Genomic DNA, 22,930 nt, shown 5'->3' with positions numbered 1-22,930 from the left:
GCTTGGGGTCCATACTAGAGAGGCAGACTTTTCTTTCGGCTTCAGATCGTCGAAGTTATGCAACAGATCGTCTAAACCTGAGTGCGCTATGGACCGACTGTCGACACTGCTTAAGCACTTCAACCTGCACGCTAGTGCGTTTCACCAGGGTGGGTTCTGTGGAACGACCCAACTTGGGCAACACAGTGTCGGGCACGCCCATCTGTTGCGCTCGGGGCGTCTGTCCTTCAAGGACAAGCGTGGGCAGCGTATCGAGTTGACCGAACCCACCCTGATTCTGGCGGTGCGCCCGCAGGAGCATCACTTGCTTGCCACCGACGCCGATGAAGCGGAGTTAGTGTGCGCCACCCTGCAATTCGATGGCGGCGCCAACAATCCGCTGACCCTGGCTTTGCCGGACTTCATCATCAAGCCCCTCGGCGAATTGCAAGGCCTTGATGGCACCCTTGACTGGCTGTTCGAAGAAGCCTTTGGAGATGAGTGTGGTCGTGATGTCATTCTCAATCGCTTGTTCGAGCTGATGATCATTCAGCTGCTTCGCCACCTCATCGCCAGCCGCAGCATCGCCTCGGGAATGATGGCGGGTCTGGCCAACGCTCAGCTGTCTCGCGCGCTTGTGGGGATCCACGATGAGCCGCAGCGCAATTGGTCCGTGGCGGAACTGGCGAATCTTTCGGGCATGTCGCGGGCAAGCTTCGCTTCGCACTTTCGCGAGATCGTGGGTATTACGCCTGCGGACTACCTGGCGAACTGGCGCATCAGTTTGACGCAAAAACGCCTTCGCGAAGGGCGCCCCATTGCCCTGATCGCCGATGAGGTCGGCTACGAAAGTCCTTCTGCGCTAGCCCGAACCTTTCGCCGCAAGGTGGGCGCGAGCCCGAAACAATGGCTGCAGCAGGGAACGGTGTGACGCCTGGTCGACCGACTTGCACGCCAGGGAATGAGCAAGGTCCTGCGCCTCATCGGGGTGGCTTACACGTTCTCCCGAAGAAAATCGATGAACGCCATCGTCCTTGCCGAGCGGCGCCGCTCACGGCTGAACACGGCGCTGACCGGCAGCGCGGTCGTCTGGTATTCGTCGAGCAGGCTACACACGCTACCCTGCTCGAAGTCTGCAGCAAACAGCCATTGCGGAGACAGGGAGATGCCCAGGCCACCGAGGACCATTTCACGAATGGCCTCGCTGTTGTTGCTGGTGACGTTGCCTTTGATTGCAACCTCAAGTGCTTCGTCACGACGGGTGAAGTGCCAGCGGTCGTAATGCTCAAGCAAGGTGAAGGCGATGCAGTTGTGGCCTGCCAGTTCGGCGGGCTCGCGTGGCTGGCCATGGCGATCGAGATAGGCCGGTGCAGCATAGACTCGCCGTGTGCTGGTGCCCAGGGGCACGGCCACCAGCCCCTCGCTCTTCACCACACCAATGCGGATGGCCAGGTCGATGTTTTCCATGAGCAGGTCTTCGTTGTAATCGTTCAGGCGCAGGTCGATCTGCACATCGGGGTGGCGCTGTAGAAAAGCCCCGATCAGGGGCGCTATGCACAGCCTCCCATAGCTGACCGGTGCGGCTATTCGCAGGGGGCCGGCGATCTGCTCCTGGCCGCTGGCGAAGCTGCGCGTGGCATGCTCTAGCTGGCTGAGAATCTCCTGGCAGTGGCTGTAGAAGCGTTGCCCTTGATCGGTGAGGGCGAGGTGCCGGGTGCTGCGGGCGAACACGGCTCCGCCCAGGTACTGCTCCAACGCACGGACCTGCTTGCTGACTGCCGGCTGCCCCATGTTCAGCTCCCGAGCCACTGCGGAAAACGAGCCACGCTCCACGACGCGCACGAAGATGCGCATGCTGTCGAACAGATCCATCGCTATTGGGCCTCTTTGGGGAATAAGTAATATCCAAATTTAGTTTCTTATCGGAATGAGGAAGGCGGTGCAACCTGTAAGCGTCCATTCATTCAGAGGTTTCCGTCATGAATCAGACCATGCTTGCCGCTATCGCCGAATCCGCCCAGACCCCGCTGGTCGTGCGCCACATCGCCCGCCCTGTGCCCGGTAAGGGGCAGGTTTTGGTGCGGATTCACGCCGCCGGGGTCAACCCGCTCGACACCAAGATTGCAATCGGTGCGGGTGCTCACGCCCGCCAGGAGTTACCGGCCGTGCTCGGCCTGGATCTCGCCGGTACGGTCGTCGAACTGGGCGAGGCAGTTGATGGCTTCACGCCTGGCCAGGAGGTCTTCGGCATGGCCGGCGGAATCGGCGGCGCCCAAGGCACCCTGGCCGAATACATCGCCGTGGATGCCAGGCTGATTGCATCAAAGCCGCATGCACTCGGCATGCGTGAGGCTGCCGCGCTGCCGTTGGTATTCATCACCGCCTGGGAAGGTTTGGTAGATCACGCAAATGTTCGTAGTGGTCAGCGTGTGCTGATTCATGGCGGCGCAGGTGGCGTCGGCCAAGTTGCGGTGCAATTGGCCAAGGCTCGCGGTGCCGAAGTCTACGCCACCGGTTCCGCGGGCAGTCTAGACTTCATTCGCTCGCTGGGGGCCACGGCAATTGACTATCAGGCGCAGGGTGTAGAGGCCTATGTCGAACAATATACGGCCGGGGAAGGTTTCGACATCGTTTATGACACCGTCGGCGGCAGCACGTTGGACGCGTCATTCAAGGCAGTAAAGCCTTATACCGGGCACGTACTCAGCTGCCTCGGTTGGGGTCAGCACAGCCTCGCGCCTTTATCCTTCAAAAGTGCCACCTACTCGGGCGTATTTACCCTGGCACCGCTGCTAACCGGCAAGGGACGCGAACACCATGGAAGTATCCTGCGCGAGGCTGCCGTTCTGGCCAATGCCGGGCAACTGGCGATCCGGGTGGACCCGCAACAGTTTGCATTGGATGAGGTCAACGACGCATTCCGACAGGTCGCGGAAGGTCGCGGCAGGGGCAAGACGGTTATCCAGTTGGTAAGTGAATAGTCTCCCGAGCTTTATTAATCAGCAATTACCTGCCAGAAATGCCCGTTTCCAGCCTTGGCTGGCCTTCACAAACAACTGCCAAAGGGGGACATGGCAAGTGATCATGAAAGTGGTTCCTTGATATGAGGGGCTTTGTTCCAGGCGTTGCCGGCGGCCGGTCAAGCTGGCCGCAATCGAAGTGGTGACTTCGTCGCTACTGTCGGGAGGAAGGGGAGTGCCAGAAGAATCGATCATTCACGCGTGGTTATACCGGCATGAAGCAGCGCCGCGATAATGAAAGGCGCCTTCTTCTCTAGATACTCAGCCATCCCACCCGTATTGCTCGACTCCAACTGAAGCTTCAGCGTTTCATACTGTTGGCGGATCGAGGCATCGCGCCTAAGCAAATCTCTGAACCCCAGCATCTGAGTGATCGTCAGGTGGTCGCGGGTACAAACATGGAGCTTGTGCGTACGAATCCCATCCACATTGCGCCGGTAGAAATGATGGCCCTCTGACAGATCACTTCCCCGTACATACCCCAGAGCCATCAACACCCCGTCCCGCGCCGAGGTATTGCGATGCGCGTGAACCTCAATGAGCACATCGAGTTCGGGCTTCGCCGCCAGCCCTGGGACAGACGTGCTTCCAACGTGGTGGATAGCAATCAGTTCAGCGTCGAATGCCGAGGCAATGAGTGGCTTGTCTGTCAGGAAGCGGGCGGGCCATGTGGGATCGTAGGGGGTAATCTTGCTGGTCAGTGCCATGTCCGTTCCTTGGCGATAAATCCTCGAGGCGCCGGATTGTCCATCAAGGCGTGTGCTTTTGCCACTCACTTACAGGTCAATCACTGTCGCCGATATGTGTATTCGGAATCCGGGCGATTCACGCTTCAACACCTGCATATCGATAGACCGTCGCACTCCAATACTGGCTGCCGTTACGCGTTTGATGTTTCCATCCGTCTGCCATCAGGTGTTTGGAGATCATCCGATTCATGAAACCGTGACCGAACAACGGCTGTGACTCGTTTTGGCTGGCCGTGGCGCATCAGGATTATTTCCCCGCTCACAGCAGGCTGCCTTTTTCAAACCCGCCATGATCACGGTACCACGCCACGGTGTCGGCGATTGTCAGCTCGAGTGCCCGGAAACTCAGCCCAAGCTCCTGTTCACTCTTGCGGTGGTCGAAACGGGTGCGGTCCTGCTCTCGAACCAGTAGACGCAACGTGGCCATGCTCAGCAGAATGGGTCGGCCGGTCAGGCGCGCATAGATCTCCTGCACAGCCGCCAAGGTGTATAGAAAGGGCAGCGGTATTTGTCGGGCGGGTGTCTTGACGCCCGCCATGCGTCCTAAAACAGGCATCAGTTCGCGCATTGTCATATGTCGACCCGCCGCGAGATAGCGCTCACCTCGGCGCCCATGTCTGGCTGCGGCAATGTGTGCCAATGCCACATCACGGGCATCGACAATGGAAAAACTGCCAGGGATCAACCCGGGCAATTTGCCCTGTACCACATCGTTGACCAATTGCCCCGACGAGGTTGGGCCAATGTCGCCAGGCCCCCACATCCAGCCAGGCAGGACCATACAGGCATGCATCTGGGGGTGGCTCTCAAGGAACGACAACACGACACGGTCAGCGAGGATCTTGCTGCGGTAGTAGTCATCTGCGTCGGCGTCGGCCCTCAGGCAGTTCTCCTCGATGGACGTGCCAGGTGCGCCGTTGAGCACAGCAATGGAAGACGTATGGATGAACCGTCGTATGCCGGCCCCGTAGGCCTGCTCAAGCAGGCGCCGCGTACCCGACACGTTTATCTGTTCGAGTTCGTTCCCGTGGCTGCCGCCCTTGTAGTTATCGCGAAAGAACGCCGCTGTGTGAAATACCGTATCGCAGCCTTGCAGCGATGCTGAGAATGCGTCGACCTTGGCCATGTCCCCAACGACCAGTTCCACGCCCGGCAGATTGTTGAACTGCTGTTCACCTTTGGCTTTTGAGCGGACCAGGCCTTTGACCGTGTAGCCGCGAGCGACCAATTCACGCACCAGGTTGTTGCCCAGCAAGCCGGTTGCTCCGGTCACAAATACGTTGCGCATGGCTCAACACGCTCGCTGTTCGGTTAACGGCAGCAACACGGCCCTGTCGAAAAAGGCCTCGTCGCTGACGATCAGACCCCTGCTATCGAGGTGGATGCAATCGTCGCCAAGCACTGCAAGCAACGCCTCTGGATCTGGTCGATTGAAAGCGCCAGAAGCGTGTTGCGCATAGACGTTGGGGGGGAGAGTCATAAAGTCCGGTCCATTCGTATCGAAGGGCTATAGATATACCTTTGAGGGTGCTTTCGAAAAACAGCAATCACTGCATAATGGCTTTGCATATTCGCAAAGCCGGGAATGACCGACAGTATGACGTTGCACGCAAATTGGGATGATCTTCGCCTTCTGCTGGCCGTCTCGCGACGTGGCAGCTTTCTTCAGGCTGGACAATTGCTCGGTATCGCAGCTTCTACATTGTCACGCCGCCTGACTCAACTTGAGGTTGCAGTGGGCGAGCCACTTGTCGAGCGCGGCGTTGAAGGATGCCGGCTGACGTCCCGGGGGCAATCCCTGGTGGAAGTTGCTATCACTGCAGAATCAGGCTTGAGGCGGCAAACCCTTTCTGGCACATCGCAGCAGCCTACCGAGCTGTCCGGCAGTGTGTTGGTCAGTGCAGGGGAGGGGTTCTCGGATTACATTCTGGAGGCGATAAGGCGCTTTACATCCCTGCACCCGCGTTGCTCAGTGGAGCTAACGGTGGCAGCCGAGTTTCACAAGATCGCCCGCGGCGTGGCAGATGTTGCTGTGCGCACCGCCCATCTGGGGGAACCGTCACTGATTTATCGACCCATTGGCCGGCTCGCCTACGGCATCTTTGCTGCCCCGGGTTATCTGAAGCAATTTCCAGGCGTGACGCTTACCACGGCGGTCAGTGTTTCCTTGCTTCCCCCGCTGGATATCTTGCCGCAAATGCGAGCGGCAAAGGCCGCGGGTCTGGACCGCGCGCAGATCAGCGTGAATTCGTTCGCCGTGCAGCTCCAGTCGGTGAAGCGAGGGATGGGGGTGGCTGTGCTGCCCCGTATAGCGGCTACCGATTTGGTCGAGCTGTTCCCGCATCTCCAACTTCCCGATATGGAGATCTATTTGGTGACCCGGCCTCAGGCCTTGAAGCAAGCTCACATCAAATGCTTTTTTGACACCTTGGAGGGGGTTCTGCTCGAAGCCGTGTCCTCGGCAAATGCGACGGTTGTTCCACGAGCCACCTGTTAACGCAATAAAGCCTGCAGTTTCAGGGTGGATGTCGGCGCGACGATCCAGAGCGACAGCGGATCAGCAAGTGACCCGCAGGCATTCTTCGGCGCAAGACGGCATGTTGCTGTACGACTACCGGTTCTAAGGCTGAACAGGCGGTGTCAACTTTCGTCAGGTGTGACAATACGCATGGGGCGCGTGCCGATCTTTGCCCCCGTAATCTCGTCCACGGCGACAGCTTTGATTTCTGTGCCGGTTTGCGCATCGAAGAAGCGCGTCAGCTTACCACCGCCTCGGTATTGCCGGCCCCATGCACCAATCATGAACAGCACAGGGAGAAAATCGCGACCCGCAGCGGTCAGCAGATACTCCTCCCTAGGCGGGTGCTCCGAGTAGCGCCGCTTCTCCAGTAATCCTTCCTCCGTCAGTGCCGCCAGCCGGCGGGTCAGCATTGTCGGTGCAATACCCAGGCTCTTGCGGAATTGGTCAAAGCGAGCGATGCCAGCATGGGCATCGCGCAGGATCAATATGCTCCAGGCGTCACCGGCAACAGCCAGGCTGCGGGCGATCGGGCACGGGTCATCACAACTATTTTTCACGTCCATACTATTTTGATAGTGACCTGCCTTCAAAAGGGGAGTATTGTCTGTATCAAATTGATAGTAACACCTCGATGATGAGCCATCCACCCGAAAAAAACCAATGATGAATAGCCGAACCATGCAAGCACTGACCTTCAAGCGCTACGGCAAGTCACCCGACATCGGGTTGGCCGATGTTCCCCGCCCCACGCCAAAGGCTGACGAATTACTGGTGCACGTCCACGCTGCCGGCCTGAATCCGATCGACAACATGATTCCAACGGGGATGTTCAAGCCAGTATTGCATTTCCAGCTGCCAGCCACCCTGGGCAGCGATCTGGCCGGCATCGTGACCGAGGTGGGTAGCAATGTGACCCGCTTCAAGCCAGGCGATGCTGTCTTCGCCAGCCTCTTCGATCTTGGCACAGGGGCGATTGCTGAATTCGCGGTTGTGCCGGAAAGCGCCGCCGCGCTGAAACCGGCCAATCTGAGCTTCGAGCAGGCGGCGTCCATCCCGATGGTCGGCCTCACCTCATGGCAAGCGCTCAAAGAGCGCCTCACGCTTCAGGCCGGGCAGAAGGTGTTCATTCCCGCCGGGTCCGGCGGCATCGGTACGTTCGCAATCCAGTTGGCCAAACACCTCGGTGCAAAGGTGGGCACCACCACCAGTACAGGCAACGTTGACCTGGTGCGCGCTCTGGGGGCGGACGAGGTTGTGGACTACAAGACGCAGGATTTCGAGACCGTGCTGCGCGACTACGACGCGGTGCTCGGAACCGTAAGGGGGGATGCGATTGAAAAATCCATGTCCATCCTCAGACCCGGAAGCCAGATTGTCTCGCTCATTGGCCCACTGGATGCTGCGTTCGCCCGGGCCAAACGCCTGAACGTCCTCCTGACCTTCGTGTTCGGCCTGATGAGCCGCAAGATCATGCGCCTGGCAAAGAGGCGCAATGTCAAATACTCGTTTCTTTTCGTGCAGCCCGACGGTGCCCAACTCGCCGAAATCGGCAAACTTCTGGACGCCCAGCAAATTAAGCCGGTGATCGACCGGGTATTTCCGTTCGAGGACGCAAAGGGTGCGCTTGAGTACCTTGCTCAAGGGCGCTCCAAGGGCAAGGTCGTAATCAAGATGTGACTGCCGCCGTGTTTCTCACACAACTATCGACATAAAGGTAACTTCCATGACCACACGTCCGACCGTACTCATTACCGGCGCCTCCAGCGGCATTGGCGCCACCTACGCCGAGCGTTTCGCCCGTCGTGGCCACGATCTCATCCTTGTGGCGCGCGACACATCGCGCATGGAGTCGCTTGCATTACGCTTGCGCAAGGAAAGCCATGTGGCCGTTGAGGTGCTGCCCGCCGACCTGACAAGCTCGGCAGACCTGTCCGTACTTGAAAGTCGACTGCGCGACGACGCCAATATCGGCGTGTTGATCAACAACGCGGGTATGGCCCAATCGGGTGGTTTCCTGGACCAGTCCGCTGAAGCTATTGAGCGCCTTGTCACGCTCAACACCACCGCGCTGACGCGGCTCGCTGCTGCAATCGCGCCGCGCCTCGCGCAGTCGGGCACTGGTGCAATCGTCAACGTGGGTTCAGTGGTGGGTTTTGCGCCCGAGTTCGGCATGTCCATCTACGGCGCTACCAAAGCCTTCGTGCTGTTTCTGTCACAGGGGCTGAGTCAGGAGCTGTCACCCAAGGGCGTGTACGTGCAAGCGGTGCTGCCAGCAGCGACCCGTACCGAGATCTGGGCGCGGGCCGGCATTGACGTCAACACACTCCCGGAGGTGATGGAGGTCGGTGAGCTGGTCGATGCTGCACTTGTCGGTTTCGACCGTCGCGAGTTGGTAACCATCCCGCCACTTCATGTTGCCGAGCGCTGGGATGCACTGGAAGGTGCACGTCAAGGGCTGATGTCTGACATTCGACAAACCCACGCGGCTGAACGATATCAGCGCCCACTGAACGCGTGATTGTGTACGAATGATCGAATTCGCGGCCTCCGCTTCGCTATGAAACCAAGGCGACCAAGTCACACGTTGTGCTTGGCCGCCCGATGACTTTAGACTTAAAGTCAACTTTAAGGTCAATAGGTTTTTCAGGGTGAGGTATGAGAATAGGCGAACTGGCAAAAATCAGTGGGCTGGCTCCGTCACGCATCCGTTTCTATGAAGCCAGTGGCTTGATCAGCGCCGTCGAGCGCAAGGCCAATGGATACCGGGACTATGCGCCTGATACCGAATGGGTGCTGCAACTTATAACCAGCGCACAGGCGGCAGGTTTTTCTTTGGAGGAGATCCGGCAATTGATGCCGATGGACGCCAGTGGCTGGCGGCACGACGAGTTGCTCACTGGGCTCAAGCAAAAGGTTGAGGAAATCAGTGCGCTGGAGGAACGGCTAGCACAAAACAAAGCGCAACTTCTGCTCGTCATCGAAGGCATCGAGGGTAAGCCCGAAGGCATGGCGTGCGCGGACAATGCGCAAATGCTGATAAATCGTTTGCGTGAAGAAGGGGTTGGCCAAGCGTCCGGCAAGCGTGCGGTAACGTCTTCAACGAGAAAAAACACCCGCCAGGCTTCCGGGGCCTGACAGGCGCAAAAGGTCTCAGCGCTCGCCAATCAGGCCGGCGAGCGGTTTGGGGGCATAGAGCGCACTCTGAAACGCTGGCACGTATTCGTACTTCATCATTTTCCCAAGCTTCAGGGTGCGGAGGTAATTCGACAGAGCGCCGTCGCCTAGTGTGAGGATGGCTGAATCTGCGTCGCGGCTCGAGCCGTGACGCAGTTGGCGGGAAACCGCATAACCGTATGCCAACTGGCCCTGATGATCGAGATTGGTGAAGCTGCTGGTGACGATATCGACTTCGCGAGAGAGCTTGTCGAGTTTCTTCGCTTTGAAGGACACGTCGACTTTTCCGGTCTGGCTGTCGGTGATGTCATAGACCACAGACTGGGCATCTTCTTTGCGGTCGATACCGGTCAGCCATTTAGGCAGGTTGTAACCGACGACACCACGCACCCGTGCAAGCTCGGTATTGACCGGCAGCTTGAGTACATAGCCCCAGAAGTCGCCGGACATCGACTGGCCAATCAGTGTGAACGGACCCAGATTGGCTTTGCCTGGCGTGTTGGTAATGATCGACACGGCCACTTCGTTATAGGCGTCGTTATCACAATGCTCATAGGTGTATGCAGTAAACGCAACCAAGCCCCGGCCTGGCCAGACTTGCAGGGGGGATGCGGTTGCTAGTACTTCCGGCGGCATCAATGCCCGAAGTGCGTCCAAGTCGGCCGTGTAGACAGCCGTTACCCGACTGTTCTGGTAGTAGAAGTTCGGGGAGTATGACTCGAAGCCGATGTCGACCTTGTGCTTTTGCAGTCCTTTGAACCAGCTCAAATCAACACCCGGCAGCTCTGCTGCAATCACCGACAAGGGCGGGTTCGAGCGATAACGGTCGTACAGGCCGCCTTTGACGACCGGCACTGGGTGGCCTGCGATTTCGATTGTGCTGGTTTCAGTCGGCGTGAGCATTTCAGGCGTCCCCGCCAACCCTTGGTTGGCAATTGAGCTGAACAGCAATCCTGTTAATACGGTGCGTGCGAGTTTCAATCGGTCTTACTCCGCGGGTGGGAACTGCTTGAGGGGTCAGCGAGCGACGTTGTTGCCAGAGAGCACCGCCACCACGGCTTCAGCTACGGCTTTGGGCGATTGAGGGTTTTGGCCGGTGACAAGCCTTCCATCCGTGATGGCAAATGACGTGAATGGCAGCCAGCCTTTGCGGTACCGAGCACCCTGACTCACCAACTTGTCCTCAAGGAAGAAGGGCACCTGGCTTTTCATGCCGGAGAACAGCTCTTCGCGATCAGAGAAGCCGGTGATGTTCTTGCCCTTGATGATCAACTGGCCCTTTTCATCCTTCAGATCCAGCAGGCCCGCTACGCCATGGCAGACGGCCGAGACGATGCCACCCTGGTTGTAGATGGTTTCGGCGACACGTCGCAGGTCGGGATTATTGGGGAAGTCCCACATCACGCCATGGCCCCCGGTGAAGTAGATGACGCCGAACTGGGACGGATCGATATCGGCGATCGGCAGCGTGTTTTGCAAGCGAGTGCGAAAGGCCGGGGACTGCAAATGCTCACGCGCGGCTTTGTCCATGTACAGCCAACCGAGACTGCGCTCGTCCAGTGGCACTGCACCGCCTTTGGGACTGGCAAAAACTGTGCTGTAGCCAGCCGCCTCCACCACATCGGTGAAATGCGTCAGCTCAGTAAGCCACAACCCCGTGGAATCGGTGCGTGAGGGATATCTGGCGTGATTGGTCAGAATCACCAGCATTTGGCGATTCTTGGCAGTCATTGTGGAAGCGGCGGTGCCAGCATTTGCAAATGTCATGAAAGCGCTACCTATCAGTACCAACGCATAAGAAACAAAGGTGTTGAGCATCATCCGAGCTCCATCACTCAAGCAGGTCAGAGCATGCTCACCTTAAACCTCGCTTTAAGGTCAATCCCCCTGCTGCAAATAATGTCCGACGCATCTGGCGCTGGGGTTTGATTCGCGCTCAAGCTTTTCACCCGGTACGGCCAAGACCTCGATTGAACACTCCCCACTCGGTTGTTGGGCGCCCATCGGGTGACGCACTTGCCAGGTGCCGGCGTGTTGAAAATCGACTGATCTTGAAAAAGGTATTGACCTTAAAGTTGACTTCAAACTTAAGGTGACCTCATACCCAGTTGAGGACTGCTCCATGAATGTGTTCGACACCCTGATGCTTCCCAACGGTTCGACCGTCAAGAACCGAATCGCCAAAGCCGCCATGGAAGAGAACATGGCGGATGCCGACCAGGCGCCTTCCGAAGCACTCATGCGTCTCTATCAAGCGTGGGCCGACGGTGGTGCCGGCCTGATTATCACCGGCAATGTGATGGTCGACGGCCGCGCCATGACCGGACCGGGTGGTGTGGTGTTACAGGACGATCAGCAACTGGACAAGTTCAAGCGCTGGGCGCGTATTGGTCGATCCGGCGGCGCGCAGTTCTGGTTGCAGATAAACCACCCAGGGCGGCAGATGCAGTCCAATCTTGGGCAAAAAACCTGGGCACCGTCAGCCGTGCCGCTGGAACTGGGCACAATGTCCAAGCGTTTTGCCACGCCTCACGCGATGCCCTCCGGCGTCATCGAAGAAGTTATTCAGCGCTTTGCGAACACCGCACGCCTGGGCGAACAAGCCGGATTCACAGGTGTGGAGATCCACGCGGCCCACGGCTATTTGTTGAGCCAGTTCCTTTCGCCACTGACCAACCAAAGGAAGGACGAGTGGGGTGGCTCTCTGGAAAACCGGGCGCGCCTGTTGCTCGAAATCGTCAAGGCAGTCAGGGCAGTGGTTTCTGTGGATTTTGCAGTGGCGGTCAAACTCAACTCCGCCGATTTCCAGCGTGGAGGGTTCACTACCGAAGACGCGAAAAAGGTCGTTGAGTGGCTCAACGACCTGGGCGTAGACATGGTGGAATTATCGGGAGGCAGCTACGAAGTCCCCGCCATGCAGGGTGACGCGCGCGATGGTCGCACCCTGGCTCGCGAAGCTTATTTCGTCGAGTTCGCCCGTGATCTCCAAACCGTCGCCAAAATGCCGGTGATGGTCACTGGCGGTATACGTCGCCGCGCGGTGGCCGAAAGCGTCGTGCAGAGCGGTGTGGACATGGTGGGTATCGGCACGGCGTTAGCCATCGATCCGCACTTGCCTCGTGACTGGTTGCAGGGCAAAGACAACGCCCCTCAATTGCCGGCGATCACCTGGAAAAACAAAGCCATCGCATCCTTGGCAAACATGGCAGTAGTGAAGTTTCAACTGCGCAAACTCAGCCGGGCTAAAAAGCCTGACCCGAGCGTTTCGCCGTTGCGCGCGCTGATCGTGCAACAGCTCTTCATGGCTTATCGCACGCGCCAGTATCGAAAATGGATTGAAACGTCTGCGCATGACAAGGGCCTGGGAGACGCAAGATGACGATCGCTGTAGAGGGCTCGTTGGCTGTTTGGCAATGCGCCTGAAGCAGAAGTTTGGGACCGGTGTTTTTGTGACTTGTGGCCAGAATCGAGAGGAGGGCGGGATGTTTGATTATTGGGTCGTCCCGGCTAGCCTGGCTTCAGATGTCTTCGCAGAGATCCAGACGTTGGTAGATGGCCAAGCAGATTCCCGGTAGCGGATACGTTCGCGTGTCCCACGATATCAGCTTCTGAGCGGCTGAAGGGTCATGACCCATGCGCGTAGCTAAACGATGTGCTGACGCGGCTGCCGACGCAGTGAGCCAGTGAGACCGAGCAACTGCTTCCGCATCTGTGGATGGCTGACTGATCTGTGCAAGGTGTGTACGCTGGCCGCTTACTCTTTAGCACTCCATTCGAGATACCCATATGACACCCAATCCGACAACTGATAACGCATTACGCGTTGCGTTGGTGACAGGATCAACTTCCGGTATCGGCGCAGCCATTGCACGTGTCCTTAGCCGGGCAGGCTATGCGGTGGTGCTCCATTCGCGAAATTCTGCGGATACGGGACACGCTATGGTTGCCGAAATGAAGCAGGCTATTTACTTGCAAGCTGATCTTGCTGTCGAAGCGGACAGGGTCAGGCTTGTTAACGAGGCTATCGCCGCGTGGGGGCAGCTCGACGTACTGGTCAATAACGCCGGTATTAGCAGAGTCATTGCGCACGGCGACCTTGCCTCTGCCAGTTCGACGGTGTGGCACGAACTTAACGAGGTTAATGTCGTGGCACCGTTCCATCTGGTTGCTTTGGCCGAGTCGGCACTGCGCGATGCCGCCCGTTACCGTCGAGCAGGTTGCGTCGTAAACATCAGTTCGCATGCCGGTACGCGTCCTAAGGGCACATCGATTCCCTATGCGGTAAGCAAAGCTGCGCTTAATCACATGACCCGCTTGCTCGCGCTAACGCTGGGGCCAGACATTCGCGTAAACGCTGTGGCGCCTGGCTTGGTCGACACGCCTCTGACCGCAGAGTGGACAGAGGCCCAAGAATTGTGGCGAACTCGCGCACCCATGCGCAGGGCCGCCAGCCCAGACGACATCGCAAAAGCTGTTGTCATGCTGGTCGAGTCGGACTACTTGACCGGCGAGATACTCCTTTCAGACGGTGGGTTGAATCTGACTTAGGTTTAGCGTGTTCCGGTGGAGCAGAAGAGAAGAAGGCCATATGCGCCGCTTGCTGGCCCATATGCCTGTTTACGGGCCAGCAAGCGGCGGGATTCACGCCCTGATCGCCTCAAGTAGCCCTATGATGTCGAAGATGCTCAGCCTTGGCCTCGGTCACTTCCGGCGCTGCTCGATCCGCTGGGTCTTGCGTCCGAGACTCACCCTCAATGAATCGCTTCATGATCGTCCCCGCCACGATCTCGACGATCAGAAGGTTAGACAATCGCAGGCGTTTTCACACAGCCTGGACCCAAAGCAGCCCTTCACGAAGGACTTCTAACGACCGATTGCAATCGGTCGCGTACGCCTGCAGTCGATCAAAGATATCTACTCATTCGCGGGTTTGTGGGGCGGGTAAAAGTCAGACGCCTTGAAGGTCGATGACTCAGTGCTTGTAGAGTAACGCTTCAACTACAACGCCAAACGCTGACGAATGTTCTCGGCGATTGGGGTAGTAGAGATGGTAACCGGCAAAGGGTTGGCACCAATCTTCCAATACCCGCACAAGGCTACCGTCCGCTAGCTCCTTCGCCACCATGTCCTCCGGCAGGAACCCCAAGCCACATCCCGCCACGGCCGCACGCAGGATCGGCAGGCTGCTGTTGAACGTCCATTGTCCATCGACACGGGCCTTCAGTTCGTGACCATCCTTCTCAAAATCCCATTGCATCAGGCTGCCATGGGTGGGTAGGCGTAGATTGATGCAATTTTGCGCGGCCAGATCACCGGGCTCCTTCGGCACCGGCCGCTGTTTGAAATACTCGGGTGAGCCCACGACCGCGATGCGCAAGGGTGGGCCGATAGGAACGGCGATCATGTCCTTAGCCACCTGATCTCCCAAACGTACTCCGGCGTCATAGCGTTGCGCGACGATGTCGGAGAGGGCGTAGTCGACAGTGATTTCGACTTTGATGTCCGGATAGTCGGGTAGCACCTTCAATAGCTTGGGCCACAGAATATTGTTGGCGGCATGTTCGGATGCTTGAATCCGCACATTGCCTGCTGGGGTGTCACGAAACTCGCTGACCGCAGCCAGTTCGAGTTCAATTTCATCGAACCTCGGCGCCATCGATTGATACAGCCGCTGACCCGCCTCGGTGGGCGACACGCTGCGGGTGGTACGTGTCAGCAGGCGGACGCCCAATCGGCTTTCCAGCGCGCGCATGGTGTGGCTCAGCGCTGACTGCGAGACGCCAAGCTGAGCGGCCGCGCGGGTGAAACTGCCTTCGCGAGTGATGACCACGAAGGCTTGCAGGTCGTTTAGATTGGCGCGTGACATTGATGAGAACCTCTCATGAGGGGCGCGGGATTAATCCATGAAAGCAGGTTACACACGGAAGCGCGACCCCAAGAGCGGTAATTACAAGGTGCGGGCGTAAAACGCGGTCAGTTTGCCAATTGCGGCATCGACATAACGCGGCACCCAATAGGTTTCGATGTGCGTCGCGCCGTCGAGGATAAACACTTCCTTGTCGGTGGTGCCGGTGGCTTTGGGAAAGGCGTCCTGCGTCATGTACAGGCTATCGGCTTTGCTGCCCGCGATCATCAGCAACGGTTGGTTGATCAGCTCGATATGGTCAGTGGCGTCGAAACGCATCAAGTCGATCAGGCTGCTGGTGGTGTATTTGAAGGTCGAGTTCGGGTGCGCGTGGGTCTTCCAGTAGTATTCATAACCTTGGCGATACAGCTCGAAGGGCAGTTTGGCAATCTGCTCGTCGGTGAGGTTGGCATCGCCCGAGTACAGCACCGCGCCGCCGGCCGCTTCTTGCGCGCGGGCTGCTGACGCCTGTTGCAGGCGTTGCTGAATGCTGTCCAGTTGCGAGTCGTTGTAGCCGTTGCGACGTACCCGGCCCGAATTGAACATGCTCACGGTTGCCAGCGATTTGAAGCGTTTGTCGGTTTGCGCTGCCGCCAACGAATAACCACCGCCACCACAGATGCCGAGCAGGCCCAGACGCTTGTCATCGACGCCGGCAAATTGGCTGATGAAGTCGGCCATGCCGTGAATGTCTTCGATGCGATACGCCGGTTTATCGATGCTGCGCGGCTGACCACCGCTGGCACCCTGATAAGCCGCATCGGCCGTGATGGTGATGTAGCCCTGTTCGGCCAGGCGTTGGGCATACAGACCGGCGACTTGTTCTTTCACGCCGCCATTGGGGTGGGCAACGACCACGGTCGGGTAGGTCTTCTTCGCATCGTAGTTGGCTGGAGTGTAAACGTTGGCGGCGATGTCCAGACCATTGAGTTTGTAGCTGACCGGGTGGATGTTGACCTTGCCCGGTTCGTTCTTGCTGATCGCGCCGTCGTAGGAGAGGGTGAACGGGTTCTTTTTGTAATCGGCGGCCAAGGCTTCGCCCGCCGAGAGGCCGACCAATGCCGACATGAGCGTGGCTTTGAGAGTGTTTTTCACGTGAAGCTCCTGAGCAATCAAAAGGGCGGCAGTTGCAGATGTGTTTGGGTCAGTCCAGCTGTTTATCTCTGAGGAATTGCGCGACCAGGTCAGCAATCTGCACGTTGTTCAGATCCGACATGGGGAAGTGGGTATTGCCGTGAATGCCGATCTCCGGCAGGTGGATCAGTCTCACATCACCGCCGTGGCGATTGACCGCGTCACGCCAGAGCCGGGCCATTTTCAGGCGTGCGCGCCAACTGTCCTGAGCGGGCAGGTCGACCGCCTGCTCCGGGATGTTGTCGCCGTAAAGGATCAGGATCGGAATGCGCGTGAGGGCCATGAATTGCTCCATCGGCACCGCCGCGCCTTGCACCGTGTCGAACGCGCTGGGAATCGGCGCAGGCACTTCACCATCTGCAAACACGAAGCTGCTGCCCGGCTCGAACGCCACGATGGCCTTGACCTTGTCGTTCTTGATCGCCGTCAACCAGCCCGGGCCGCCACCTTGCGAGTGTGTGAATAAAATCCCTGGGCCGATTTTGTCGAAAAGTGCTGACACGCCATCAGCGACCACGCCCATGTCGAACGGCCCGGTGTTCGGCGTCATCGCCCGGAAAAACTGCTCGCGGGTCTGGGCGTCCTGTGCCACTTGTACGCCCTTGAAGTAGTTGGGCCACAAGCCGATGCGGAACTGGTTGAACCACAGTTGTTCGTCAGGCACAGGCTTGATTGTGGTCTCGACCATGCTGCGTCCAGCATCGCCACGCCGGGGCTGATCGATCAGATAGACGCCGTAATGGCGGCGCAGAAAGATGTTCTGAAAGCCTTCGCGACCATCGGCGGTGGTTTCCCAGGTCTTGGAAAACTGACCCGCACCGTGCCACATGACGATGGGCAGCTTTCGCGCATCCACCGGGATTTGATAGAAGGCGTAGGCATGGTCACCATGGTAGGTCTGGCCGTTGGGCGTCATCGGTTGGTGCGGGTTGAAGGTGCCCGGTGCAGTGGTCACCGTTCCGCCTGCGGCGAAGCTGCCTTGTTGTTGAATCAGCAACGAGCCATCGGGGTGGTTCGCGCAGGCCGCCAACACGCTCAACAGCGTGATGCTCAGCAGGTACTTTGCAGATTTCATGTCATTTCCCCGACGCCGCGAGGGCTTGGGCCAACGCGGTGTTGGCGCGTTCAGCCGTCTGCGCATCGCCGTGTTTTTTCAGCAGTTCCGTGACCTCGTGCAACTGTGCCGGGCTCAGACCGACGCGCAGGCTCGCCGCCATGTGCGCGCGTAGTTGCGGCTCGACCCCAGGCGTTGCCGCCAGGGCCCCGACGGTCGCCAGTTCGCGGCTTTGCCAGTCGAGGTTGTCACGCTCGAAGATGTCGCCGAACAGGTGGGTTTGCAGGAAACGGTTGATCACTGGCGCGAACTCGAACACCGGGCCTTTGACCGGGGCGCCGGAGATCCGGGTTTGATTTGCAGTGCCGGCGGCCAGCAGCTCATCCCCGATCGGGGTCGGCCGGCTCGGCTCACGCCCCGGTGCGTCTTCGATACCGCGCTTTTTGCGCGCCTGCACCACGGTCATCAGCTCGTTCAAGGCGTTAAGGCTACGCGGGAAGCCCACATAGGCGTACAGCTGCACCAGAATTTCCCGGGTTTCGCTGATGGTCAGGCCGGCATCGAGCCCTTGATTGAGCGCGGTGTTGAGGTTGGGCATGTCGCTGGTCGCCATGAACGCGGCGATCAGAGGGATCGTTTGTTGTTGGCGCGACAAGGTGGCTGCGCTGGCGGGCTTGCTGGCCATGGTCTGCGATGCCTCGGTTGCTTGAGTGGTAACGCTGAACATCGCCCCGATGCCCAGACAAAGCGCCATGAGTGTGGGGAGGGTAGCGTTGTTGCGTGTGTCAATGGTCATCGTGAAAGGCTCCATCCATTGCAGGTCACCGGGGTGTCGCTGGATCGTACGGAGGATGGTTGTATCGATTAACCCCGAAATTGCGCATGGACTTCTGAGCAGAGCTCATGAGTCGACCTTGACCTTACCGCTGCAATTCCGGCGCGACCCCGCTGATGCGGGGCCTGCAGGGCGGATGACGGACTGCGATAAAGGTGCCGGGCGAGCAACTTCGACACATTCCGTAACTTCATTGGCCGGCGTATTGCGCCTCCGAGACCTGTTCTGCCCAGGTGACGGTGTTGCCGTCCTCGGCTTCAGCGATGGCGATGTGGGTCATGCCGTTGCTGGCCGTGGCGCCATGCCAATGACGGGTGTGCGGCGGAATCCAGACAGTGTCGCCCGGCCGGATTTCCTGTCGCGGGCCGCCCTCTTGCTGCACGTAGCCGACGCCGGCGGTGACGATCAGCGTTTGCCCCAGCGGGTGGGTGTGCCAAGCCGTGCGTGCGCCGGGCTCGAAGGTCACCGTGCCGCCGCCGATGCGCGCCGGCGCATCACCGTTGAACAGGCCATCAACGCGCACCGTGCCGGTAAAGTTTTGAGCAGCGCCCTTGACCGAGGGCTGCGAGCCGTTCGGCGTAACGCGGATTTCGCTGGCGGCCTGGGATTCTGCCGCCATGAATGACAAAGCAACGAGTGGTGCAATCAATCGGTTCATCGGGTCAACTCCATTCAGACGCGAAAGTGGCGCCGCACGTGGCGCCGCGTTGGGCAGACTCAGAGTCCGGTCATCTTCAGTGCCGATTCCGGCAGGCGTTCACCGTGCACTTGAATCTGCGCCATCTGTTGGTTGATCTCGCGCAGATCGTCACCGGTCAATTGCAGTTCGACTGCGCCCAGGTTCTCTTCCAGTCGATGGGGTTTGGTCGTGCCTGGGATCGGCACAATCCACGGTCTCTGTGCGAGCAACCAGGCCAGCGCCACTTGCGCCGGCGTGGCGTGTTTGCGTTGCGCGACGGCTTTCACCACCTCGACCAATGCCAGATTGGCCTTGCGCGCTTCAGGGGAAAAACGCGGGACGAAGTTGCGGAAATCGCTGGCATCGAACTGCGTGTGCTCATCGATCTGGCCGGTGAGGAAACCGGCTCCGAGGGGGCTGAACGGTACGAAACCGATTCCCAGTTCTTCCAGTACGGCCAGCAGCTCCAACTCCGGGCCTCGCCAGAACAGCGAATATTCGCTCTGCACCGCCGTGACCGCTTGCACCGCGTGCGCCCGGCGAATGGTTTGCACACCCGCCTCAGATAGGCCGAAATGCTTGACCTTGCCCTCAGCGATCAGATCCTTGACGGTGCCGGCGACGTCTTCGATGGGGACCTGCGGATCGACGCGGTGCTGATAAAACAGGTCGATGCAATCGGTGCGAAGACGCTTCAACGACGCCTCGGCCACGGCGCGTATATGTTCCGGGCGGCTGTTGGTTCCACCGCCGCGTGCACCGGTGATCAGGTCGATATCGAAGCCGAACTTGGTGGCGATGACGACCTGCTCGCGGATCGGCTGCAAGGCCTCGCCCAGCAGTTCTTCATTGGCGAACGGGCCATACGCTTCGGCGGTGTCGAACAAAGTGATGCCTTGCTCGTGGGCCGAACGAATCAGCTTGATCATGCCGGCTTTGTCGGCAGCCGGCCCATAAGCCGAGGTCATGCTCATGCAGCCAAGGCCCAGTGCAGACACTTCCAGGCCATTGCCCAACGTGCGGATTTTCATGATGTCACTCCGTACAGAATTCGATTAACGCGTGCTGGGTTGATTGCTCAACCAGCCGTTCACGCGTTCCATGGTCTTGCGCTCCTGCTCACTCTCCATCACAAAACCTTCGAGAACCCGAACCTTCGGCGCGTGCTCGACCAGCACGCTGCGGCTGTTGCCCAAGCCATAACCACCGTGGGTATTGAAGGGGATGAGGGTCTTGCCGGTCAGGTCGTGGGCGCTGAGAAAGGCGCGCACGATGGGCGGGGCGGTTTCACCCCAGATCGGAAAGCCGAGATAGATCGTGTCGTAGTCGCTGAGGGCGTGAACCTTGTTTTGCAGCTCGGGCTCGAAGCCGCTGTCACGCTCCTGACGCGCTTGCTCCACGGTTTGCAGATAGTCCTCGGGGTAGGCGTGGGCCGGGCGAATCTCGAAGAGATCGGCACCCAGTCCACGCTGGATCAGCCCGGCGACCACGCGGGTATTGCCCGAGCGCGAGAAGTACGCGACCAGAATCCGCGAGCCTGAACGCGGTGTTTGACGGACGCCTTGCGTGTCGGCGAGCGACAGCAGCGGGGCGCTGGCCAGTGCGGCGATCACCGTGCGCCGCAGCGGGTCGTGATCGTTGCTCATCGACCCACGCGCGCCTTAAGGGCCTCGGGATAACGCTCGCCTTCGACGCGAATCTGCGCCAGCGCTGTATCAATTGCCTTAAGTTCGAAGGCGTCAAGCGTGATGTCCGCGCCGCCGAGGTTTTCTTCCAGGCGATGCAGTTTGGTTGTCCCCGGAATCGGCACAATCCATGGCGCCTGCGCGAGCAGCCATGCCAGTGCGATCTGTGCGGGTGTCGCTTGTTTCTGCGCGGCGATCTGACGAATCAACACCACCAGTCCCTGATTGGCTTGCAGCGCCGACTGACTGAAACGGGGGACGATGCTGCGGAAATCGTCGCTGCCGTAAGTGGCCTGCGCCGACACCGCGCCGGTGAGAAAACCTTTGCCCAATGGGCTGAACGGCACGAGGCCGATGCCTAACTCCCACAGCGTCGGCAGGATTTCCTGCTCAGGCTCGCGCCACCACAGCGAGTATTCGCTTTGCAACGCTGCGACTGGCTGTACCGCGTGCGCACGGCGAATGGTCTGCGCACCAGCCTCTGACAGGCCGAAGTGCTTGACCTTACCTTCGCCAATCAAGTCTTTCACCACCCCGGCGACTTCCTCGATCGGCACATCCGGATCGACGCGGTGCTGGTAAAGCAGATCGATGTAATCGGTCTTCAGTCGACGCAACGAACCCTCGACCGCGACCCGGATGTGCTCAGGGCGGCTGTTGAGAATTTGTTGTTTATTGTCGTCGCCGAAGGTGAAGCCGAACTTGGTGGCGATGACCACTTGATCGCGCACCGGGGCGAGGGCTTCGCCTACCACTTGTTCGTTCAGGTAAGGGCCGTAAACCTCGGCGGTATCGAAGAGCGTGACGCCTCGGTCAACCGCCGATCGGATCAGCGCAATGGCTTGTTTTGTGTCAGTCGCCGGGCCGTAGCCATGGCTCAGTCCCATGCAACCCAAACCCAGGGCTGACACTTCGAGTGAACTGTTTCCGAGTGTGCGCTTGTGCATTTGGATCTCCCGACATTTGGCGTTGGGAGCACAGTAAGCGAGCTAACGAGCGGGGACTAGACGGTGAAATCGGCAAGGGTTCATGAGGTTTGCTCATCAGTCCCAGAAATCGGGAGGTGGCGACTGTGTCCTCATGGACGTCTAGACGCCCTAAGCAAGTGCTCAGAAACAGGCCGTTCGCGTTTAATAGTAAATAATCGAGCGACCGCTTATGGTCGAAAGCGGCCGGTCGTGAATGCCAATTTACGACCCAAGCCCATCCTTCGCGAAGATAGGCGTGCGGCCAGAGCGGATGGCTTGAATCAGACCTGCTATCCAAGTCGAAACGGGAGCCTGCTTGGCGGGCTTACTGAAACAATCCGCGAACGACTTCCCTCAACCATCGATTTCCATTGTCCTGATGATAGCGGGCATGCCAATGCTGTTTGACCGTGAACCCCTCCACTTCGAACGGGCAGTCATGGACCTGTAGCCCATGCATATCGGCCAGTGTCTGCCCGATATGCCGCGGCAAGGTGCCCAGGAGATCGGTAGTCCCGATTATCATCCCTAACCCGAGAAACGCTGGCAGCTCGAGCATGATCCGCCGTTCGATCCCGGCCCGCGCCAATCCCGCTTCCAGCAGCTTCTGCCCGGTGCCGAAACTGATCTGCACATGCCCCTCGGCCCGATACCGCTCCAGGCTCATGCCATCGCCCAGGCGCGGATGCTGCGGGTTGCTCAGGCACACCCAGTCCTGCTCGAACAGCACCTGCTGATACATCCCCCCTCCCAGCCAGGGCACGAAGCCGATGGCCAGGTCCGCTTCGCCCGACTCCAGCGCGCTCTCGGTATTGCCGTCGATCCGCGCCGCCTCCAGGCGGATGCCCGGTGCATGGCTGCGCAGATGGTTGAGGATGCTTGGCAGCAAGGTGATGTGGCTGGCATCGCTGACACACAGGCGAAAACGCCGCTGCGCTGTGGCGGCGATGAACTGCGGCTCCCAGGCGGTCAGCCGGCGCAGCGATTCCAGCACCTCACGGCACGGCCCTATCAGCTGATCGGCGCGGGGGGTAGGGGCCATGCCGCCCGGCGTACGCACGAACAGCGGGTCGTTCAATTGCTCGCGCAGGCGCGCCAGCCAGATGCTGATGGTCGGCTGGCTCTGCCCTAACTGTTCGGCGGCGCGGGTCACGCTGCGGCATTGGTACAGCACGTCGAACAGCTGCAGCAGCTTGGGTTCGGGCAGGGCCTCCAGGGTAGTCATTA

At 59.1% G+C, this 22,930-nt stretch carries 25 protein-coding genes and 1 pseudogene; 10 read left to right on the top strand and 16 right to left on the bottom strand.

What is annotated here, in order from left to right; genetic code table 11:
- The first annotated feature begins 88 nt into the window (after window positions 1-88).
- Window positions 89-910, top strand: coding sequence for an AraC family transcriptional regulator (locus tag REH59_RS16355; protein WP_014861104.1), 822 nt, complete (start codon window positions 89-91; stop codon window positions 908-910).
- 62 nt (window positions 911-972) lie between these two features.
- On the opposite strand, the gene REH59_RS16350 is transcribed toward REH59_RS16355, so the two are convergent.
- Window positions 973-1,851, bottom strand: coding sequence for a LysR family transcriptional regulator (locus tag REH59_RS16350; protein ID WP_003248202.1), 879 nt, complete (start codon window positions 1,849-1,851; stop codon window positions 973-975).
- Between the two features lie 107 nt (window positions 1,852-1,958).
- Here REH59_RS16350 and REH59_RS16345 point away from each other — a divergent pair, with 107 nt between their 5' ends.
- Window positions 1,959-2,960 carry a zinc-dependent alcohol dehydrogenase family protein gene (locus REH59_RS16345; protein ID WP_014861105.1) on the top strand — a complete coding sequence of 334 codons (1,002 nt, stop codon included), beginning with the start codon at window positions 1,959-1,961 and terminating at the stop codon, window positions 2,958-2,960.
- A 230-nt stretch (window positions 2,961-3,190) separates the two neighbouring features.
- Here the strand turns inward: REH59_RS16345 and REH59_RS16340 are convergent, their stop codons facing one another.
- The 3 genes and pseudogenes from REH59_RS16340 to REH59_RS16330 all read right to left on the bottom strand — a co-directional run bounded on the left by REH59_RS16340 (window position 3,191) and on the right by REH59_RS16330 (window position 5,036).
- Complete coding sequence (locus tag REH59_RS16340) at window positions 3,191-3,706, bottom strand: GrpB family protein (protein WP_014861107.1); 516 nt, start codon at window positions 3,704-3,706, stop codon at window positions 3,191-3,193.
- Window positions 3,707-3,824: 118 nt separating this feature from the next.
- Window positions 3,825-3,956 (bottom strand): annotated as a pseudogene (locus tag REH59_RS16335) (histidine phosphatase family protein); the annotation flags it as partial.
- A 51-nt stretch (window positions 3,957-4,007) separates the two neighbouring features.
- On the bottom strand, window positions 4,008-5,036 hold the full coding sequence (locus tag REH59_RS16330; protein WP_128573766.1) for an SDR family oxidoreductase: 1,029 nt from the start codon (window positions 5,034-5,036) through the stop codon (window positions 4,008-4,010).
- Window positions 5,037-5,345: 309 nt separating this feature from the next.
- Between REH59_RS16330 and REH59_RS16325 the strand changes: the two genes are divergently transcribed.
- Window positions 5,346-6,245 carry a LysR family transcriptional regulator gene (locus REH59_RS16325; protein ID WP_128573767.1) on the top strand — a complete coding sequence of 300 codons (900 nt, stop codon included), beginning with the start codon at window positions 5,346-5,348 and terminating at the stop codon, window positions 6,243-6,245.
- Window positions 6,246-6,388: 143 nt separating this feature from the next.
- Here REH59_RS16325 and REH59_RS16320 read toward each other — a convergent pair whose 3' ends face one another.
- Window positions 6,389-6,949 carry a winged helix-turn-helix transcriptional regulator gene (locus tag REH59_RS16320; protein WP_230623088.1) on the bottom strand — a complete coding sequence of 187 codons (561 nt, stop codon included), beginning with the start codon at window positions 6,947-6,949 and terminating at the stop codon, window positions 6,389-6,391.
- Between REH59_RS16320 and REH59_RS16315 the strand changes: the two genes are divergently transcribed.
- The 3 genes from REH59_RS16315 (at window position 6,948) to REH59_RS16305 (ending at window position 9,404) form a co-directional block, all read left to right on the top strand.
- Window positions 6,948-7,946 (top strand): NADP-dependent oxidoreductase, encoded by a 999-nt coding sequence (locus REH59_RS16315; protein ID WP_014861112.1) that lies wholly within the window; start codon window positions 6,948-6,950, stop codon window positions 7,944-7,946. The two genes, REH59_RS16320 and REH59_RS16315, sit on opposite strands and share 2 nt — an antisense overlap.
- Window positions 7,947-7,992: 46 nt before the next feature.
- A complete protein-coding gene (locus REH59_RS16310) occupies window positions 7,993-8,787 on the top strand; it encodes an SDR family NAD(P)-dependent oxidoreductase (protein ID WP_012052472.1) in 795 nt (264 codons plus the stop codon).
- A gap of 137 nt (window positions 8,788-8,924) precedes the next feature.
- Window positions 8,925-9,404 (top strand): MerR family transcriptional regulator, encoded by a 480-nt coding sequence (locus tag REH59_RS16305; protein WP_004576673.1) that lies wholly within the window; start codon window positions 8,925-8,927, stop codon window positions 9,402-9,404.
- A 15-nt stretch (window positions 9,405-9,419) separates the two neighbouring features.
- On the opposite strand, the gene REH59_RS16300 is transcribed toward REH59_RS16305, so the two are convergent.
- Both REH59_RS16300 and REH59_RS16295 read right to left on the bottom strand, forming a co-directional pair.
- Window positions 9,420-10,346, bottom strand: a complete 927-nt coding sequence (locus REH59_RS16300; protein ID WP_128573935.1) for an acetoacetate decarboxylase (ADC) — start codon at window positions 10,344-10,346, stop codon at window positions 9,420-9,422.
- Between the two features lie 114 nt (window positions 10,347-10,460).
- Window positions 10,461-11,264, bottom strand: coding sequence for a type 1 glutamine amidotransferase domain-containing protein (locus REH59_RS16295; protein ID WP_014861114.1), 804 nt, complete (start codon window positions 11,262-11,264; stop codon window positions 10,461-10,463).
- Between the two features lie 301 nt (window positions 11,265-11,565).
- On the opposite strand from REH59_RS16295, the gene REH59_RS16290 reads away from it, so the two are divergent.
- The 4 genes from REH59_RS16290 to REH59_RS16280 all read left to right on the top strand — a co-directional run bounded on the left by REH59_RS16290 (window position 11,566) and on the right by REH59_RS16280 (window position 14,310).
- The gene (locus REH59_RS16290; protein ID WP_014861115.1) at window positions 11,566-12,822 is read left to right on the top strand and encodes an NADH:flavin oxidoreductase/NADH oxidase family protein; all 1,257 of its coding nucleotides are present in this window, start codon (window positions 11,566-11,568) and stop codon (window positions 12,820-12,822) included.
- The gene (locus REH59_RS28670) at window positions 12,794-13,018 is read left to right on the top strand and encodes a DUF6196 family protein (RefSeq protein ID WP_128573768.1); all 225 of its coding nucleotides are present in this window, start codon (window positions 12,794-12,796) and stop codon (window positions 13,016-13,018) included. The genes REH59_RS16290 and REH59_RS28670 overlap by 29 nt, the downstream gene beginning before the upstream one ends.
- A 211-nt stretch (window positions 13,019-13,229) precedes the next feature.
- Complete coding sequence (locus REH59_RS16285; protein ID WP_128573769.1) at window positions 13,230-13,991, top strand: SDR family NAD(P)-dependent oxidoreductase; 762 nt, start codon at window positions 13,230-13,232, stop codon at window positions 13,989-13,991.
- A 40-nt stretch (window positions 13,992-14,031) separates the two neighbouring features.
- A complete protein-coding gene (locus REH59_RS16280) occupies window positions 14,032-14,310 on the top strand; it encodes a hypothetical protein (protein ID WP_128573770.1) in 279 nt (92 codons plus the stop codon).
- Window positions 14,311-14,415: 105 nt separating this feature from the next.
- Here the strand turns inward: REH59_RS16280 and REH59_RS16275 are convergent, their stop codons facing one another.
- From REH59_RS16275 to REH59_RS16235, 9 genes are all read right to left on the bottom strand, one after another.
- Complete coding sequence (locus REH59_RS16275) at window positions 14,416-15,309, bottom strand: LysR family transcriptional regulator (RefSeq protein ID WP_014861117.1); 894 nt, start codon at window positions 15,307-15,309, stop codon at window positions 14,416-14,418.
- An 81-nt stretch (window positions 15,310-15,390) separates the two neighbouring features.
- Entirely contained in the window at window positions 15,391-16,443 is a 1,053-nt protein-coding gene (locus tag REH59_RS16270) for an alpha/beta hydrolase (RefSeq protein ID WP_014861118.1), read from the bottom strand.
- Window positions 16,444-16,492: 49 nt separating this feature from the next.
- Entirely contained in the window at window positions 16,493-17,437 is a 945-nt protein-coding gene (locus REH59_RS16265) for an alpha/beta hydrolase (protein WP_176393446.1), read from the bottom strand.
- 121 nt (window positions 17,438-17,558) lie between these two features.
- Entirely contained in the window at window positions 17,559-18,332 is a 774-nt protein-coding gene (locus tag REH59_RS16260) for a carboxymuconolactone decarboxylase family protein (protein ID WP_014861120.1), read from the bottom strand.
- 229 nt (window positions 18,333-18,561) lie between these two features.
- Complete coding sequence (locus tag REH59_RS16255) at window positions 18,562-19,029, bottom strand: (R)-mandelonitrile lyase (protein ID WP_003248227.1); 468 nt, start codon at window positions 19,027-19,029, stop codon at window positions 18,562-18,564.
- Between the two features lie 59 nt (window positions 19,030-19,088).
- Complete coding sequence (locus REH59_RS16250; RefSeq protein ID WP_014861121.1) at window positions 19,089-20,081, bottom strand: aldo/keto reductase; 993 nt, start codon at window positions 20,079-20,081, stop codon at window positions 19,089-19,091.
- 24 nt (window positions 20,082-20,105) lie between these two features.
- Window positions 20,106-20,696: a flavodoxin gene (locus REH59_RS16245; RefSeq protein ID WP_014861122.1), complete on the bottom strand. Its 591-nt coding sequence runs from the start codon at window positions 20,694-20,696 to the stop codon at window positions 20,106-20,108.
- Window positions 20,693-21,682 carry an aldo/keto reductase gene (locus REH59_RS16240; RefSeq protein ID WP_014861123.1) on the bottom strand — a complete coding sequence of 330 codons (990 nt, stop codon included), beginning with the start codon at window positions 21,680-21,682 and terminating at the stop codon, window positions 20,693-20,695. The genes REH59_RS16245 and REH59_RS16240 overlap by 4 nt, the downstream gene beginning before the upstream one ends.
- Before the next feature lie 346 nt (window positions 21,683-22,028).
- On the bottom strand, window positions 22,029-22,928 hold the full coding sequence (locus REH59_RS16235) for a LysR family transcriptional regulator (RefSeq protein WP_003248234.1): 900 nt from the start codon (window positions 22,926-22,928) through the stop codon (window positions 22,029-22,031).
- Window positions 22,929-22,930 lie beyond the last annotated feature (2 nt).

The sequence above is a fragment of the Pseudomonas sp. BO3-4 genome (genome assembly GCF_034044115.1).
Taxonomy (GTDB): domain Bacteria; phylum Pseudomonadota; class Gammaproteobacteria; order Pseudomonadales; family Pseudomonadaceae; genus Aquipseudomonas; species Aquipseudomonas alloputida.
Note: the sequence above shows the minus strand (reverse complement) of the source record. Positions and strands in the feature narration are given on the sequence as shown.